The sequence below is a fragment of the Pseudomonas sp. FG1 genome, assembly GCF_034313875.1.
Taxonomy (GTDB): domain Bacteria; phylum Pseudomonadota; class Gammaproteobacteria; order Pseudomonadales; family Pseudomonadaceae; genus Aquipseudomonas; species Aquipseudomonas veronii.
On sequence record NZ_JAVIWP010000001.1, the window covers coordinates 5245528 to 5263490 of the forward strand.

Sequence of the window (17963 nt, forward strand, 5' to 3'; positions counted from 1 at the left end):
AGGCAAGACGGGCGTGGCCGGGCACTACCGAACTTTTGTCACGAAAGCTTCATTTTGGATTGAGTGGGGGGCATTTTTTGGGGAGGGGGTGATCGGCTACATGTCCGGTTCTTTGGGTGTGGCGGCTGGCGGTTCCGCTCTTACAGCGGGTCACTTTGGAAAAGCCCCAAAGCAACTAAAGGGCTCTTGCCCCACCACTCGGCACCTCGCTAGTGCTCGGTGTGCCCTCACTCCGGCCAGCGTGGTTTTACGGGGCGCCTAAGATCAAAATCCAAAGCCAGAGCAAAAGCAGAATGAGGTCTATCTGATCCATGGAGATATCTGATCTATGGAGATCAAAATGTGGGAGGGGCTTGCCCCCGATGGCAGTGGATCAGTCATGCATGTAGTGACTGACACACTGCCATCGGGGGCAAGCCCCCTCCCACCCTTCCAGCCGAGTTAGCCATGAAACACCAGCCGACTATTAGGCCGCCGCGCCAACAGCAAAAAAAACGGGGCAATCACTGATTGCCCCAAACGTACATCGAGAGGTCCTTCCACCTACAACGTGATCTGCTTGCGCTCCTCATCCGTCAACCGCGCACGCGCCTGTTCGCTCAGCGGCCCGGCGCCCAGTACCTGCACCGGGCTGTTGGGGTTGTACCCCGAGGTCTTCGGCTGTTCCTGCGGTTCGCGCTGCACCGGCTCGGAGCCAAAGCTCAACACCTCCACCGTCACGATCGACGCCCTGCCCTGCTTGGCCGCCGCCTGCTGGCTGCGCGCCGCGTCTTCCGCCGCCTGGGACGCCGCCGCCCCCGCGGCGCTGGCCGAGGTCATGGCGCCGGTGTTGACGGTGGCCGTCACCGGCACCCCGGACGACTTGCCCTGGGTCTGGATGTTCGCCGCGTTGACCACATGCAAGGCGGCGATGTTGACGTTGCCCGAGACCCGAATGCCCGCCTCGCCCGCGTCGATGGTGCCGGCCGGAGCCAACAGGTCGATGTCACCGGCCGGCACTTCGGCGATCGGTGCCAGTGTGGCAATACCGGCACCGGCGCTTGGCACATTGGGTGACAAGGTCACGTTGCCCCAGGTGTCATAGAGCCGCTTGGGCGGTGTGTACAGCACGGTGGTTTTCGAGCCACGGCCGGCGTTGATGTCGCCTTCGTTGGACCAGGCGAGAATCGCCCCGCCAAAGGTGGTCATGATCCGGCTCTGGCCTAGCAGGATGCTGCCCCGGGAATACAATTGAATATCCCCGGCACCCTGCGTGAGGACCCCGGCACTGGCCGGCGGCACGTTGCCTTCAATCCCGAACACCTGCTGCCCGCCAGGGCTGAGCATCTGGATATTGCCGCCAAACAGGGTATGCACCCCGGCACCGCCGTACAGGGTGATGTCGCCGTTGTACACGATCGGGTTGCCCGCCACGTCCTTGCTCGGCAACAGTGCGTTGATGGCCGCGCGGCTGCGGACAAAGCTACCGGAACGCGGGCCAGCGGCCAGGTTGTATTCGCGACCACCTTCGCGCACTTCGGCGAAGTACACCGAACGGGCGAAGATGCGTTGCTGCTCGGGGCCCAAGCCTGCAAAGTACGCCCGCGCCTGCTCGGCATCGCCGCTGAAGGCGTAGCGCTCGTTGAGCCATTGCAACAGTTCGGCCTCGTAGGTTTTCGCCACCTTGCCGGCTTGCGCAGCCAGCGCGACCCCCTCGACCGCCTGATTGGCGCGGTCCAGGTAGGGCGTGACGAACTTCAGGTAATCCAGGCCGTTGAGCCCGACCCCGGCTTCCAGCACGATGGATGCCCCCGGACGGGAGTCGCCCGCCGCCACCGGTCCCAGGCTGGTGATGGATGCTTTGTCGGCCATCAACAGGTTGCGCCCGGCACTGACTTCCAGGGTGCCGGGGCCGGCGACGTTGAAGCTGCTGTAGAGAATGTCGCGCCCGGCGGAAACCACTGACACGTCCTCAGGGCGGCTGTGAACGAACAGGTTGCCGCGGCTTTCACCCAAGTAATCGCCGTTGTAACCCAACAGTTTAGGAAGCACCGTCGACGAGCCCATATCGGTACCTGAACTGACAATGTCGCGCCCCGCCCGCATCCAGACCGGGCCTGCGGACTCATAGCGGACCTGGCCTTGACGCGGGCTGCCGAACGTCAGGATCTCACCGCTGCGCAGCCCCACGATGTCGCCCTGCTGGGCATAAAACCTGGCCGGCTCTGCCTGGGAAGCCGGACGCGCAAGATCAGTCGCGCTGCGGAAGGCGAACAAGGAAAGGTCGTCCTGTATCGCGTCACTGCCCAGGTTGTTGACGACCAGGCTGAACCCATTCCTGCCGACAAAGGCTGGCGCGAACGGTGTCGGTATAGCACCCTGGCTGTCACCCGACTGGTTGACCGCATAACCGCTGGCGTAAATTGAGTCCCCGGCCAACATGGCCAATCGTCCTTTGCTCGACGGCGCCAATAACAGCGAATAAGCAGGATTGTTAGGCAGCGGGCCAGCACCCAGCGCGGATGCGCCGAGATAAATACTGCCATTGGCTGCTACCACGCCGAGCTTGGAGGGGAAGATGAAACGCCCGTCCGAACTGGAGTAGTTTTGCTCGGGCAGAGGATTCAGCTGGCCATTGGCGCTCAGCGACATGCTCTGCACGCTAGGCGTCAAACTGCCACCTGCGGAGAACAAGTCGATGGCGGTACGCTCGGTCCATAATGAGAACCATGTGGTGCCATTGCCATAAGCGCTACCGTTGTAACTGAACGCTTGGGTATTTTCGGTAAAGACGCGTCCAGGGTCGCCGGTCCCCGCCAACACCAGGTCACCTCGCGTCGACAGGGTGGCCGTGGCGTCGCCCAGCATCAAGGTGATCCCGCCCGTGGCCGTGCCCAGGCTTGCGGTGTACGGCGAGTAGGCTCGGCTTTCCTTGACATCCTGATCGTTACGCATACTGCCATAGTTCAAGGCAATGCCCCCAGGCTGCCTGCCTGCAGGTTCAAGGCGCCACGCAGGTTGGTCAGCACGCCATTGAGGCTGAGTGTTTGTGCCTTATAGTCGACTGATTGCAAGCTGGCGGTATTACTGCGGGTCGCACGAGCGTCCAGCCCAGGGTTCAAATCGCCTCCCATGCGTACATCCAGGTCGCCGCCCCCCGTCAACAGCAATTGACCGTCCACCACCCGCCCGGTACTCCCCACTGCCAACACCAGGCCTTCACTGCGCGGTGCTCTCAAGCCATCCACGGAGCCACGGCGCGTCTGCATGCCACCATCGCTGCCCAGGTCCAGGGTCAGATTGCCGCCGCCCAGCGTGCCGACACCGGTGAACCCCACCAGGCGTGGCAGCTGGTCTATCTGTGCAGCGTCGTCAAAATACCGGTTGGCAGTGCCGCTTTTGCCCTTTATATAAGTGCCAAAGTTGATCCACCAACTGGTCGGTATCGGGGTGACACCCGCCGTGCTGCCTGTGCCTTGGCGCCACAACCAGTTGCCCAGGTTCGCACTGTTGAGTTGGCTGCGACCGTCATTGTCCATTGGCCTATCTTGCATCGGCGTCCAGACAGCGCCCGTCAGGCTACCGCCGGTGCGCAGCAACACGTTGCCGCCGCCGTCGGGGTACCAGGCGGCGTAAGGGCTGGCGCTGCTTTCATCGACCAAGGCTTCATACGCCTTGGCCGCGCTGCCCAGCACCGTCACATCCGCAGCGGTGACGCGAGCCTGGTTGAAGTCGGCGGCGGCACCACCTGCGCGAGACGCGCTGGACGCCCCTGCGGTGTACACGCCGTAGGGCGATTGCATTGAGACGTTGCCCGCAGCGATCAGATCCAGATCACCGGTGCCGGTGCGCAGCACACTGAAATGCTGACTCACGGGTGAAACCAGTTTGACCGGACCGACGATCACCTGCTCAGGGATTGCTGGAGTGGGTTCGCCCAAGGAAACGCACAGATCTGCGTCGCACGTGCTTTCGTTTTCGGGTGACACCGGCGCCCCGGGAGTAAAGCCAAACAACTCGGCTAAGTCGCTCCACACATAGTTGACGCGCACGCACAAGTCCGGGCAAGAAGCCCACTCGGACTCCGGCACCGGAGTACCCGCCGTGACGCCGAACAGCTCGGCGGCAAAGTCACTCCAGTACCAGGCGCCGCCTGGCCGGGCCGGTTGCCCCGGGATGATGGTTTTACTGTGAGTCTCGTAAATGCCGTAGTGCGTGTCCGCCAGGGTCAGGTCGCCGGCAAAGGCCGGCTGGATAGAACGCGTGTCGGCCGCCTGGGTATCAGCACCGGACACCAGACGCAACGACCACGACTGCGAGCCTTCGGCCAACATCGGCGCCACAGCCCAGTTCTGGCGTGCCGTGGCGCCGGTCACGGTGCGCAACGGCACCGATATCGCGCCGTTCGGCAGTTTGACGTCCGTGCCATAAGGAATCAGCGCGCCAACCTTGAGAGCCAGGTTCACAGCCAGCAAAACACCGTCGGTCGCACTGCCGATCAGCACCCCTCGGCTGGGTAACGGCACGCCGGCCGGCCAGGTCATCGCGCGCAGGGCGGCAGCGCCCGCCAATACGGTGCCGGCGTCCAGTCGTGTATCGGCAGCGAGCACCACAGGTTGTTGCAACAACGTGCCGGCGGCATACAGCAGGTTGCCGGCGCTGTCGCGCACCGCCGCGCTCAACACGGTATTGGCCGGCAGGGTCAGTGGCGCATCGAGGATGCCCTGCGTCGGCAGCACAGTGCCTTGCGCCAGCGTGGTGGCCTGGATCGGTAACGAGTAGTTGAGGGTCTTGCCAGTGGGGAATGCACTGCCCTCTGCCAGCACCACACCAGGGCCGGGCACGATCACATCGCTGCCGAACCCTTGCAGGCCGGGGGTCAGCACCCAGCCGTTGTCGTCCGGGGTGGGCGGCGGCGGGGCAAAACCGTCGTTAATGCTGCCGTAGACGTCCAGATTGCCACCGGCACGCACCACCAGGCTGCCGACCTCGCCCGAAGGCGTATTGCGGTTGAGGCTGGCATAGCGCATGCCCGACAGGTCCAAGTCGCCACTGACCACCAGATCGCCTTCGGCGACGATTTCCACGCCTGGGCGCAGGTGGAAGGCGTCGGCGTAGCGGCTGTTGTTCAAGCCCGCCAGCTTGCCTTGCGTCAACCCGAGGTTGTTCAAGGCATTGTTGATAAAGGTTTCACTGAGCGCGTGTTTTTTATTCAGGTAATCCTGATCGATCATCTGATACGGCCGGCCACTGACCGACGGCTCAACGCCGGGCGGCGCATCGGTGTAACGGGCGACAGCGTTCAGCGCGATGGAGCGAGCGCCAAGGATATCGACGCGCCCGCGCGCATCGATGGCCACATCATTGGCATTCAGCCGGGGGGCATTCAGTTCCAGGGTGCCACGGGCCAGGCCGTCGTATTGCCCCGGGCCACGGCCCAGGACCGCAGCCGTGCCGTGGCGCACGTCGATACGCGCGCCATCGGCCAAGGTCAATTGACCGTCACCGCTGTTGAGTTCAACCATCGCCCGGTTCGGCGCATCGATGATTTTGCCGTAGCTGTCGACCCGCAACGCCGTACCGTGGGCATCCAGCACCGCACTGCCGGCGAGGGTCAGACCCTGCTTGCCGGCCAGGCGGATACTGCCGACCCGCTCACCACTGGCGTCGATAGTGCCCACCACCGTCAAACTGCCGTTATCCACCGAGACGTTGACCTGATTGGCCTTGAGTTCATCGCCGATAACCAGGTTGCCCTGCTTGAGCTGGAAGCTGCGCGAACCCCACACCTGCCCCTGGTTCAAGCGTTGGTTCAACGCGGCGAAATCCCCCATCTGCTGCGCACGAATGTCCACCCCGCCCGCCTGGTACGGTACCAGGGTGCCACCGGCATCGTAATAGCCGCTGCTACCGGCGCGGATCTGCCCTTGCAAGTCGACCTGCCCTGCTCCGGCGTCCACCGCCACGGCTTTGAGCAGGCCACCTTGGTTGTATCGGGCGGACAGGTCGACGAGCGCACCTGCCGCCTGATAAATGTTGCCGTGGCGGCTTTCCAGGCTGACGTCACCGCCCCAGCTGTATTTGCTCACGTCGTTGTTCCGCACGGTGCGACCACTGAGGTCCAGACGCGAAGAAGCGCCCAGGGTCAGCGCTTCATCGGCGCTGAGAGTCAGCTTGCCGCTGGGCAACACCACCGCCGTATCGACCGCCACGCTGCGCCCGGACAGCAATAACTCGGCGCCCAACGCGTCGATGGCCGTCGCATCCGCCGGGGCCGCACCGTTGGCCGGGGCCACTACGGTCACTGCGCCACCGGCGGTGATCCGGTTGATCGAACCGGCTTCACCGGTCAACAACGGCGCGGTGATGGTCAAGTTGCCGCCACTGTAGGCAAAGCCCTTGCCCGCTTCATAAGCGCCCTGGGACTGATGCACCGCCAGGCTGCCTTTGTGGTTGGCCGTAATGCGTTCGTCGGCGTTGAGGTGGACATTGGCAAAGCCCAGGGTCATGCGGCCATTCTCGGTCAGGCCATCGGGCTGGGCGTTGCGGCCATAGCCGAATTCGATGCGCCGAGCCTGCAGCTCCAGGGTGCCGCTGCCAGTGCCCGCGCCTTGGTTGATCACGGCCGGCGGCGCACTGGTATCGCCTCCCCACACCAAGGTGCCGGTCTGGATCAACGCCACATCCGCCGCGTTGCCATAGCCATAGATCGCCGGAGTCGTCAGTAACAGTTCATCCAGCAGTGACTTACCCGAGCTGTCGAGGGTGCTCAGGGTTGCGCTGCCATAGAAGTTCAAGGATTGCCCAGCTGTCAGTGCCAGGCTTTTCAGGGCCGGTGCGCCGCGTGAGGTATCGCCGCGCAACAGGCGATCCATCACTTGCTGATTGAGGGTCAAGCCCGACGGCAACACGCCGCGCGCGGCTGCCTCGGCCAACGCCTCCGGGCTGCCGACGTTGATCCCACCCACCGCCAGCGCCAGATGACGGGTGCCGTAGCGCACACCGTCACCCAAGGCAAAGCGGTTGGTGGTGGCAAAGGCAATCGAGCCCTCGGAATACAGTGACGTTTCACCGCTGCAAGCCCCTGGATTGCACTGGCCGATCAGGATGCTGCCTGGTCCTCTATTATTGTCGCCAGCGGTTGGGGCCAGCATCTGCAAGCGCCCGTTGGACACTGCCAGGACACTATGAGCGCCTGGTCGATAGATAAAACCATCATCCGAGTCATAGGTAGCCTTGCCGAGCCCCAGGGTGTTGATCGACGCACCTTGTTCGATCTCAATGGCGCCCGAGGACGTACCCGTCATCAAGAACACTTCCGGCGCCGCCAAGCTCGCACCTTGACGCACAACCACCGAGTTCGCGCTGGATCCTGTGTCGAATCCGACGAAATTACCACCCTGGCCGTACATCACCGTCGTCAAGCCGCCCACCACCAAACGGGCGGCCCCCAAGGCATTCAAATCGCTGGCGCGTACCGCCACCGTCGACGGTGTGGTACTGGCTTGGGCAGTGTCAGAAATCACCTCGATGGCGTTGCCCTGCACCGCTACAGTGGCACCGAATCCACCCTCCGCGGGTTTAAAACGCCCCTCGCCATCAAAGGTGAACCCCACGTCTTTTTGACCGGCGATCAGTTGCAACTTCAGGGTTTTGGCGTCGGCTTCAAGGGCCGCACGCGGGACGCCCAGGCGCGCGGCGTCAGCGCGCACGAAGTCTGCGTAACGGGTTTCGTTGTACTGGGAATACCGGCGCAATACCGCCGCCGGCGTAACGATCACCTGGCTCGACAGACTGTCGCGAATGCCGGTGTGGGCAATCGACAGGAAGCCCTCGGTTGACCAGGAACCGTTATTCATGGCCGAAGCGTTCGGCATCGAACCTGCGGCAAACGCCGTTGCCAAGCCGTTGATCTCGACCCGAAACGCCCCCGGCAACAAGGCGTAACTAGACGGCAGCAAGGTGTAGGTCCCCGCCGGCAAGCCTGGAACCCCGGCACCGATACTGATTTGTTGCCCCACCAGCGGCTGGGTCGCACCCGGCTCGCCACCGCTGGGCGCGACTCCCGGCTGGGCGCCGGGAACAATCGCATAGATCGGGTTGGTGGCCAGCCCCGGCAAGGTAAAGCGCCCGTCCGCACCGATTTGCACCAACGGGTTGTAGCGCGCATCGGTGGAGCCGCCGCGCCCGGAGACAAACGCCGCGCCGAGCAACTCACCGCCACCGGCAAGGTCCAGCACCGCGCCCTGCTGCACATTCAGCGAGCGCCCGACCAATTGCATACCAACGGCCAGACTGCCCGTGTTATAGGTGCCGCCGACACCCAGCAACTCCACCTGTTTGCCGTTGTACTGCCAGGTCACACCGTCGACTGTCCCGCCATACGGCAGCACCAGGCCACCGGCGCTGACGGAGGTCAGGCTGCCAGGCAACAGGTTGATCACTTTGGTGGAACGGACGATGCCGCCATCCATGCCCAGGGTCAGCACGCCCATGGGCGCCCGTAACACGCCGCCTTGTTCGATGGTCGAGGCGCTCAGCAGTAAGCTGCCAAACACTGAATAAGGTTGCGCCGGGGCCTCACTGCCGACCCGGCCGATGCGCAAGGTGCGTGTCGGGTCAAAGTCGCTGTTGGGCCCCGTGTAGCCGGCCGTGACCTCGGCAACGGCCCCCGTAGCCGGGTAAATCTGCGCCGCCGTCAGGCTCAAGTCGGCCTGGGTGGTCAAGGCGGTTTTAGTATTGTTCGCGCTGCGGGCCAGAAAGCGCATATCCCCCAGGCTGACCAACTGGGCCTGATCGAAGGCGCGTCGGTCAATGCCGTTGGCCAACGCCTTGGAGCGCTCGGCATGGGCACCGAAGTTGAGGCTATCACGCACATCCAGCACGTTTGCCGCTTCAACCCTCAAGAGCCCGGCTGTACCCTGCGTGGAAACGCCACCCTGGACCGTCGGACGAACGGCGCCGTCGCTGCCCTGGCTGTTGTTGCCAACCCCGGCCAGGCGTACATAAGGCGCCGCCAGGAGCACCTGGGACTGTCGGGGCGCGCCATCCGTCAACGCCATGGCCCCGGAATACAGGCTCAGGCTCTGCCCCAGACGCAGGGACACATCACCGTCGAAGCTGATCAGACCATTGCTCAACAGCGACAGGTTATCGAAGCCGCCGGCGTCGACCTGGCTGACCGTGAGCCGGCCATGACCGTAGACCAGGCTGCCCGCGGCCGATTCGGGGGTGCTGCCGGCGGGCAACGGCACGCCCGGATCGGCGGCACTGACAATCAATTCACGGGCTTGCCGCACGCGAGCCGCGGCCGATTCGGCGTACAGCGGCGTTTCCAAGGCCAGGCTCAGGGAACCACCCGCCGCACCGGCACCACCGCTGCCGGCCTTGAGCGTACCGTCGAGGTACACGCCGGTGTTGGATGCCAGGGAGATGTTGCCGCCACGGCTGGCGATCACGCTCGGGCCGGCACCGTCCAGGTCCAGCACCGCCTGGCTGCCGGAAGCGTCAAGGCGCGCGCCTTCGCGCACCACCACAAACAAGTTGGCGGCGGAGGCGATCCCGGTGGCCGGGTCGATCACCCCGCCAATCACGATAGTGCCGCCCTGGCCGACCGTACCGTAGCGCCGGCCGAGACTGTCCACTGCGGTGAACGCCCGCCCGGCCACGTCCAGTACTGCGTGTTCACCGATCCAGATCGAACGGCCATGGCCCTGGTTTTCAACGCCATCGGCCACGTTGGGTTGCACGCTGACAGCGCCCAGCGTGATGCTGCCACCCCAGGCATTCAGGCTGCCATCCACGGTCAACTGGCCAATGCTGCGTAGACTGATCGCTTGACCCGGATCAACCTCAATCCGCGCGCCCTGGCCGATGCGCAGTTGCGCCGACGCCATCTGCGCCGCTGTCGACAACAACGTACCGGCTTGCAAGCTCATGCTCGCGCCTTTGCGGGGGGTCAACAGGCCCTTGGTGGGGTTTTCCTGATACTGCGGCGGGGTCCAGATCTCCAGCGCAGTGCGTGGCGCTGCACCGCTCGCCACGCTTTGTGCGTTGTCATTGAGGCGGTACACCGGGGTTGTCACTGCAAGCTGGGTGCCATCGGCGACCACCAGACCTTCATTGCCCGTAATGTCATAGGCGCCAAAGCCCTTATTGAAGAACCCACTGCCGAGCTGCAACGTCCCGGTACCTGGGGCAACCGCCGAATCGCTGATCAGCACCTGGCCGGCCTGCACACTCAGGCGCCCGCCGCCATTGACCCCATACCCGAGCAACTCACCGTCGAGGGCCAGGCTGCCTCGGCTGTCGCCACTATTGGCGTTGGCCGCGAGCGTCAGGTCACCACCCTTGCCGCCAGTGAGCTGGCCCTTGGCATCCAGGGCTGCGCCGGATGACACGTCGACCTGGCTACCTGCCGCCAGGGTCATATCACCGCTACTGCGCAACGCCACGCTGCCGCCGTTGAGATAGGGCAAACGGCTGCCATCGCCGGTGCCCAGCCGCTGATTGCTCCACAGGCCGCTGGCATCCAGGGACACGCCGTTGTTCACCGTCAGGCTGCCACGCCCGCCGAGGGTCACATCGACTTTGCCGGCGGGGGTGATCTGCGTTTGTACGTTACCCAGTTGCAGGCTGCCGGAATGCGCGGTCAGGTTGGCATTGACCTCGATTTTCGGAGCAAACAGGGTGATGTCGCCGGCTGCGGCCACCTCCAGCGCACCGTTGACCAGAATCGAACCGGTGCTGGCGATTTTGATCGCGCCCAGCTCCGTCGCGTTCAAGGCATCGGTGTCCAGATAGAGCGTGGACACCCGATCAGCTGGCAGTGCGGTGGTCAAGTCCAGACCTGCGGCGATAGCCGCCGCCCGCTGCCCGAGCACGACGTTTTTCACGGTGCTGGCATCCGCCCCCAGGGCGTACTGCAACGTGGCGCTGTCCTTGACGTAATACGGCACGTAACTACCGACCACGAATTGGGCACCGCGGGCCACGGCTTTTTGCGACTGCAAATAACCGTCCAGGCCTTTTTGCGCGGCCTGGGTCTGGCGTTCGCCCTGATAGGTGTCACCCACAACCTGGCCCTCCAGAACCGCACTGGCGGTACTGACGACCAGGCGTCCGGCATCGCGCCCTACGGTGTAGGCACCTTCTGAACGCTCACGCGGGGCGATCAACGGGTTGTAGTAATACTCGGTCACGCCCCAGCGCTGGCTGTGGTCCTCATAGCCTTTGTAAATCCCGCTGTAGAGCAAGTCCCCCGGCGCGGTGGACAGTTCATACAAACGCCCGTCCGGCCCTTTGAGCCAGGTTTGCTGGACCTTGCCCGCCTGCACATCGAGGGTGCCGCCGGACAAGTTGATCTGCGAACCCTGTTGGGTCACTACGTCCTTACCGCTGAAGGTCACCGTACCGCCCTGGGCCATCCACTCGCCAATGCCGTGGTTACGGGTGCCCAAATAACCGCCCACTTCCAGCAGGCCGCCCGCGGTGTACCAGCGGTCGGTGGCATAGCCATTGGTGCCAGCCGCGACAAAAATCAAGTCGCGGACATCCACCCACACATCGTTGTTATTCAGGGACTTGTCGTCGCGATTGACCGCCGCATCGCGCTGCTCGTTGCCTTGGATATTGACCTTGACGCTATTGGACGCCATCGACACCTTGACCCCGGTGGCGCCGGACACGTCGATCACCGCGCCGTCGCGCACCAAGGTGCGCTGCGCAGCCTTGATACCGACTTGGCCGCCAGTGGCCAGGGTCACGGAACCGCTGCGAAAATCCACCGTGCCGTCGCTGGTGATTTCCACCAGGGACTGGTCACGGCGGTAGGTATCGGCCGGCACAATGTTGCCGTTCTGATCAAGCGACGGCGTCATCAGCCCAGCGCGCTGGCTGTCGAGGGCGCTGCTGCTGTCGAGCAAAATCGCGCTGAGGCTGCCCTCGCCCAGAGTCACGCTAGCGTTGTTGCCCGTGCCCTTTACATGCAGGGTACCCCGGGCTTCCACCGACGAACTGGCAAGTAACACGCCGTTTTGCAACACCTGCTGGCCGGCCAGGGTGATGTCACCGGTAGAGGCCTGAATCAGCCCGCTGTTGCTGACCTTGCCGTTGCCGGTGACGCTGACTTCATTGCCCCGCGTGGTGGACGCGACATTGCCATCGGTGCTGTAGCCCTTCTTGATCACAAAGCTGTCGCCCGCCGCCAGGGTGGTCTGGCCTCGCGCGGTGGAAATGGTCCCGGCGTTCTCCACCTCTTTGCCGAGCAACAGCACATAACCGCCGCCCGCAGTGGAGGTGGCGGGCACCTGGGTCTGGATCTGCGCGCCACGCTCGACCGTCACCTTGCCGGCGGCCTGGGTGAATCCGGGCGCGCTGTTGCTTGAACTGTACAGCCCCTTGGCGGTGAATTGCTCATCGCTGAAGCCCGTGGCGGCAGCCACCAGGTTGCGCACGTTGACCTGGCTGCTGCCGCTGAACACGACGCCGTTGCTGTTGAGGATCAGCACCGTGCCGTCAGCTTTGAGAGCCCCTTGGATCTGGCTCGGCGCCGTGCTGTTGTTGACCTTGTTGAGCGCGGCCCAATCGCTGTTCTGTTGGAACTGCACGGTGGTGTTGCGACCGATGTTGAAGGTGTCCCAATTGAGGATCGCCTTATCGGCCGTTTGCTTGATCGAGACCAGCGTCTTGCCGTTGGCATCGGTTTGCACCGGCCCCTCGGCGTTGACGAACAGCGGCTTGCCATCCGCGCCGATCACCACATTCAAGCCGTTGCCGCCCAGACCGTTATGGATCGTCTCCGGCCCCGCGCTGGCGTTATTGCGGGCAGCGGCCTGCGCCGCCTGTTGCGCGGCAATTGCGGCGACGCTGGTGTTGAGGGTCTGAAAGGAGCGTTGCAACTGCTGACCAAGCGCCTGTTGCTGGGCCAACGGCGGCGGCGTTCCCGGCGACGTCGCGCCAGGGCGTGCGCCGCCATCGACCTGCGTCACGCCCTTGGCGGCAAACCAACCCGAACTGAACGCATGGGGCTGCGCCGCGTGGGCACCGCCGGTAAACACCAGCAGTGCGATCACATGGGCCAGGGGTTTAAGGCGCAACACCGGTTGACCGGCAGTGGCAGGCACGTTGGCAGCGCGGTTGGCAGGCAGCTTCAGACGGGAACGCATCACTTACAGGTCCTTTTGACGGGGCAGGCGAACGACGGGCGCGCGAACACTGCGCGGGCACGTGTTGTGGTTATTGCTTAAGGCGGTTGCCGAGGGGTGCGACCGAACTGATGTCACACAATGTTCATACAACGCGGTTCAACTGGCGGGTCGCGATGCACAACGACAAAACCGGCAATGACGCGAAGTCATTGCCGGTTGTGGGGCCAACCCTGTCGAGACGGGGTGTTACAACGGACGACCGATACCGTTGCAGGTGTTGGTGTCGCCGATGCGCAGCGAGCTGGTGGTGGCAACGAAGTTGTCGTAGACCGCTTTCTGCCAGGTGGTGGACAACGGAATGAACGAGTGGCTGCTGATAGCCGCGTTATTCACGCCGGTGTAGTGACGTTTCAGGAAAGTCTGGATGCGGATGTTGTCAGTGGAGTCTTTGTAGCACTGGCTGAAGACCAGGTTGGTGTAGCCGACGATGGGGTAGCCCGCAGTCGGGTTGGCAAACGTAGGGACCCAGTTCAACGGGTCGGCGGCGGCGGTGGAACCGACGGCCGGTGGCGCAATAGTATCGAGAGAAGCTTGAACGTTCACTTCAGTCGGCAGGAAGCCATTGACCGAGGCAACGGCGGCGGCGCTGTTGAACGCTGCGTAGTCAGGGCTGACGTAACCGATGGCACCATTGTTATTGGTGATAGCAGTGGCGACACCTTGACTGCCGGTTACAGCGAGGTAGCTTGAACCGACCGGAGCGCTGGTGGCTGGGTCAAAGCCGATGGCGGTGACGAAGCTGTTGCTGACATTCGGTACCGATGCGGGTTTTACCGCTTTGAGGTGGTTGGTAAAAATCTCGGTGGTCCCGCTGGTTTCCTGACGGTAGACCACTTTGATCTGCAGGTCTGGACCGGCAGCCCCGTTGAATTGCACGTCTTTCCAGTTAGTGATCTTGCCGGCGAAGATATCGGCCAACTGAGCACTGGTGAGCTGCAGCGAGGTTTTACCGTCGATGTGGTAAGGCACGGTCACCGAAGTGGCTTCAGCCGGGACTTGAACCAGCGGGCCATAGGCGGCGCGGCCTTTAACGGTGTCAGCGTTGTAAGCAGCCAGTTCCGCGGCGCTCACCACCGAGTCGCTACCGGCATAATCAATGGTAATACCCGCGGCCAATTTCAGCTTGGTCGAATCGTTACCGAAGAACGCCTTCTTGCCGTCGCCGCTGCCCACACCGATGTAGGGGCTAAAACCTGGAATGCTGGCAGAGAGGATGCCGGTAGCCGTCGTCGATGTGGCAGTGCTGCCGTAGAGTTTTTCCGGCAAGGTGGCCCCGCCACCGACCACTGCGGCCATGGATTGGGCCGAAGCCAGTGCTGCAACTGCCAAAGAGGCCGCGATCATAGTGCGCTTAAACATGAAGAATCTCCTTTCGTCGTGTTTGTACGTTTGAGGTAGATGGCTCTTGCATGACGCCATGGCTTCGGTCCCAAGCCGTGTTCCGGGGGTGACTGGGGTGAGGCCATGGCTAGAGAATTTCGCAGCTTCCGATGACAGCTAAGGGAAAAAACCTCGGGAGGAAGGGCTTGATTTTTAAAAAGATTCTCGGGTGTTTTGGTCATGGTTTTGAGCGGTTTGGAGGCAGGTGACAGCGCGGTTTCAGTGGGGGTTTCGTCAAGGCGGCGTAGGCTACGGCGAGGGGCTTGGCTGTGACGAAACGATGAACCCGAGGTTGCGGGCTGGCGGTATCGGCCCACCCCAAAATCAACTGAACAGGTAGGGTCCAATGTGGGAGGGGGCTTGCCCCCGATGAGGGAGTGTCAGCCAAAGATGCATAGACTGACCCATCGCAATCGGGGGCAAGCCCCTCCCACATTCAGGTCACCAGTTGGTTGATTTCGATGATCGGCAACAGCACCGCCATCACGATCACCAGCACCACGGCGCCCATCACTACGATCATCAGTGGCTCGAGCAGCGCGGTCATGCCCATGGCACGGCGTTCGATGTCCCGCGACAGGGTCTGCGCCGCGCGTTCGAGCATCGGCGGCAGTGAGCCGGTTTTTTCGCCGCTGGCGATCAGGTGGATCAGCACCGGTGGGAACACCTTCTCCACCGCCAGCGCCGGAGCGAGGTTGACGCCTTCGCGCACTTTGGCGGTGGCGTCGTTGACGCACTGGCTCAGACGCTCGTTGGACAAGGTCTGGCGCGCCGCTTCGAGGGCGCGCAACAGCGGCACGCCAGCACCGCCGAGGATCGCCAGGGTCGAGGCAAATCGGGCGGTGTTCAGGCCCAGCACAAAGCGCCCGATCAGCGGCAAGCGCAGCACGCGGCTGTGCCAGTTCAAGCGCGCCACGGGGTTGCGCAGGTACAGGCGCCAGCCCCAGAAGCTGCCGACGATCCCGGCAAAACACAGCCAACCCCAGGCGCGGATAAAGTCGCTGGCGTTGAGCATCGCCAGGGTCAGCCCCGGCAGGTCCTGGCGCGCCTGGGAGAACGCGCTGACCACCTGGGGCACCACGTAGCTGAGCAGGAAAATCACGATGCCGATGGACACCAGCCCCACCACGCCGGGGTAGATAAAAGCGGTGAGGATCTTGCCGCGCAGGTTGTTGCGCTCCTCGATGTAGTCGGCCAGGCGCTCCATCACCTGGGCCAGGTCGCCGGACTCCTCCCCCGCCGCGATCAGCGCACGGTAGATCGACGGAAAGTCCCGTGGCCGTGCCGCCAGGGCATCGGCCAGGCGCATGCCGCCGCGCACATCGGCGCGCACGGCGGCCAGGGTCTGGGCGATGTGTTTTTTCTCGGCCTGCTCCACCGTCGCGCTCAGCGCCGCTTCCAACGGCAGGCTGGCGCCGAGCAGGCTCGCCAGTTGCCGCGTGGCCCAGGCCAGGTCGTTATCCGACAGCTTGGCGCTGAACAGGCTGCTGCCGCCCGCAGCCTGTTGATTGCCTTCGACCTGCACCAGAAGCGCGGTCAGGCCACGGCTGCGCAACGCGGCAAACGCCGCGCTCTGGCTGTCCGCCTCCAGGTGCCCGGCCTCGACCTTGCCGCTGGCGTCGGCGGCTTCATAGCGATAGCGATTCATCAGGCGTCCCGTGTTACGCGCAGGATTTCTTCGGCCGCGGTGGTGCCGCTGCGCACCCAGCGCTCGCCGTCTTCACGCATGCTGAACATGCCGGCGCGGCGTGCCGCCTGGCGCAGCTCCTGCTCGCCAGCGCCCTGGTGGATCAGGCTGCGCACCTCGTCGTCGACGCAGAACAATTCATGGATACCGGTACGCCCGCTGTAGCCGATCTGGTTGCACTGCGCGCAGCCCACCGGGCGCCAGGTGCCCGGCATGGCCGGGTCTGCCTGCTTGCAGTGCGGGCACAGGCGCCGCACCAGGCGCTGGGCCAACACGCCCAACAGTGAAGACGCCAGCAGGAACGGTTCGACGCCCATATCGATCAGGCGGTTGACCGCCGACACCGCGTCGTTGGTGTGCAGGGTGGCGAGCACCAGGTGGCCGGTGAGCGAGGCTTGCACGGCGATCTGGGCGGTTTCCAGGTCGCGGATTTCGCCGATCATGATGATGTCCGGGTCCTGGCGCAGGATCGCGCGCAGGGCCAGGCCGAAGGTCATGTCGATCTTGGCGTTGACCTGGATCTGGCTGATACCCGGCAGGTCGTACTCCACCGGGTCTTCGACGGTGAGGATATTGCTGGTGCTCGCATCCAGCCGCGCCAGCGCGGCGTAGAGGCTGGTGGTCTTGCCGCTGCCGGTAGGCCCGGTAACCAGCACGATGCCGTGGGGCTGGCGGATCAGCGTGTCGAGGCGGGCCAGCAGTTGCGGCTCCATGCCCAGGGTCTCCAGTTGCAGGCGCCCGGCCTGCTTGTCCAGCAAGCGCATCACTACGCGCTCGCCATGCCCGGTGGGCACTGTCGACACGCGGATATCAATCGGCCGCCCGGCCACGCGCAGGGCGATGCGGCCGTCCTGGGGCAGGCGTTTTTCGGCGATGTCGAGCTGGGCCATGATCTTGATCCGCGACACCAGCGCGCCATGCAGCGCCTTGCGCGGCGAGACCACGTCGCGCAGGGTGCCGTCGACGCGGTAGCGCACCACGGAGTGGGTTTCGTAGGGTTCGATATGGATATCACTGGCCTCATCGCGGGCGGCCTGGGTCAGCAAGGCGTTGATCATGCGGATCACCGGCGCGCCGTCCTGGGTGTCGAGCAGGTCGGTGATCTCGGGCATGTCCTGCATCAGGCGGTCGAGGTCGACTTCGTTTTCGGCGGCACCGACCACCGCAGCGGCGCTGCCGGTGTCGGCATAGGCGCTGGCGAGCAGGCCGTCGAGTTCGTCGTCGCGCACCTGCTCAAGGCGGCTCTGGCCGAACTGACGTTGCACTTCGCTGATCGACCAGCCGGGGGTCGACGGGCAGACCGTCAGCAGCAGGCCGGCCTCGCCGGGACGCAGGAGGATGCGCTGGGATTTGGCCCAGGCGTAGGGCAGCAGGCTCATGGGGTTGACCCTTTTGGATTGAGTACATATCCGTTGCTGCGGTAACGGCGGCTTATGGTTCCGCCCTCACGGCGGGCCGCCGCGCAGTGTAAATGTGGGAGGGGGCTTGCCCCCGATAGCGGTGTGTCAGTCAATTCATCTGTAACTGAACCACCGCTATCGGGGGCAAGCCCCCTCCCACATTTTGAAGCGGTGAGTGCCTGGGGATTCTCAGTCAAATCCGACTGCACCCGTCTGGGCACTGCATTGATTGCAGCGGGGTTGTGGCACAAATCCAGGCCATGAAAAAACACCGCCCCCCGCGTAAACACGATGCGAAGCGAGCCGCTT

Annotated in this window: 3 protein-coding genes and 1 pseudogene; all 4 read right to left on the reverse strand. The window is 63.9% G+C overall.

Features of this window, described 5'->3' with window-relative positions:
- Positions 1–543: 543 nt before the first annotated feature.
- The 4 genes and pseudogenes from RGV59_RS23870 to gspE all read right to left on the reverse strand — a co-directional run bounded on the left by RGV59_RS23870 (position 544) and on the right by gspE (position 17633).
- A pseudogene (locus RGV59_RS23870) lies at positions 544–13145 on the reverse strand (filamentous haemagglutinin family protein).
- Between the two features lie 228 nt (positions 13146–13373).
- On the reverse strand, positions 13374–14546 hold the full coding sequence (locus RGV59_RS23875) for a substrate-binding domain-containing protein (protein ID WP_046489233.1): 1173 nt from the start codon (positions 14544–14546) through the stop codon (positions 13374–13376).
- 457 nt (positions 14547–15003) lie between these two features.
- Positions 15004–16215: a type II secretion system inner membrane protein GspF gene (gene gspF, locus RGV59_RS23880; protein WP_126586931.1), complete on the reverse strand. Its 1212-nt coding sequence runs from the start codon at positions 16213–16215 to the stop codon at positions 15004–15006.
- Entirely contained in the window at positions 16215–17633 is a 1419-nt protein-coding gene (gene gspE, locus RGV59_RS23885; protein WP_104902983.1) for a type II secretion system ATPase GspE, read from the reverse strand. The genes gspF and gspE overlap by 1 nt, the downstream gene beginning before the upstream one ends.
- Positions 17634–17963: the final 330 nt, after the last annotated feature.

Excerpts from the sequence above, each read along its gene's own strand:
- gspF (WP_126586931.1), bottom strand. The coding sequence starts at position 16,215 with ATGAATCGCTATCGCTATGAAGCCGCCGACGCCAGCGGCAAGGTCGAG.
- RGV59_RS23875 (WP_046489233.1), bottom strand. The coding sequence starts at position 14,546 with ATGTTTAAGCGCACTATGATCGCGGCCTCTTTGGCAGTTGCAGCACTG.
- gspE (WP_104902983.1), bottom strand. The coding sequence starts at position 17,633 with ATGAGCCTGCTGCCCTACGCCTGGGCCAAATCCCAGCGCATCCTCCTG.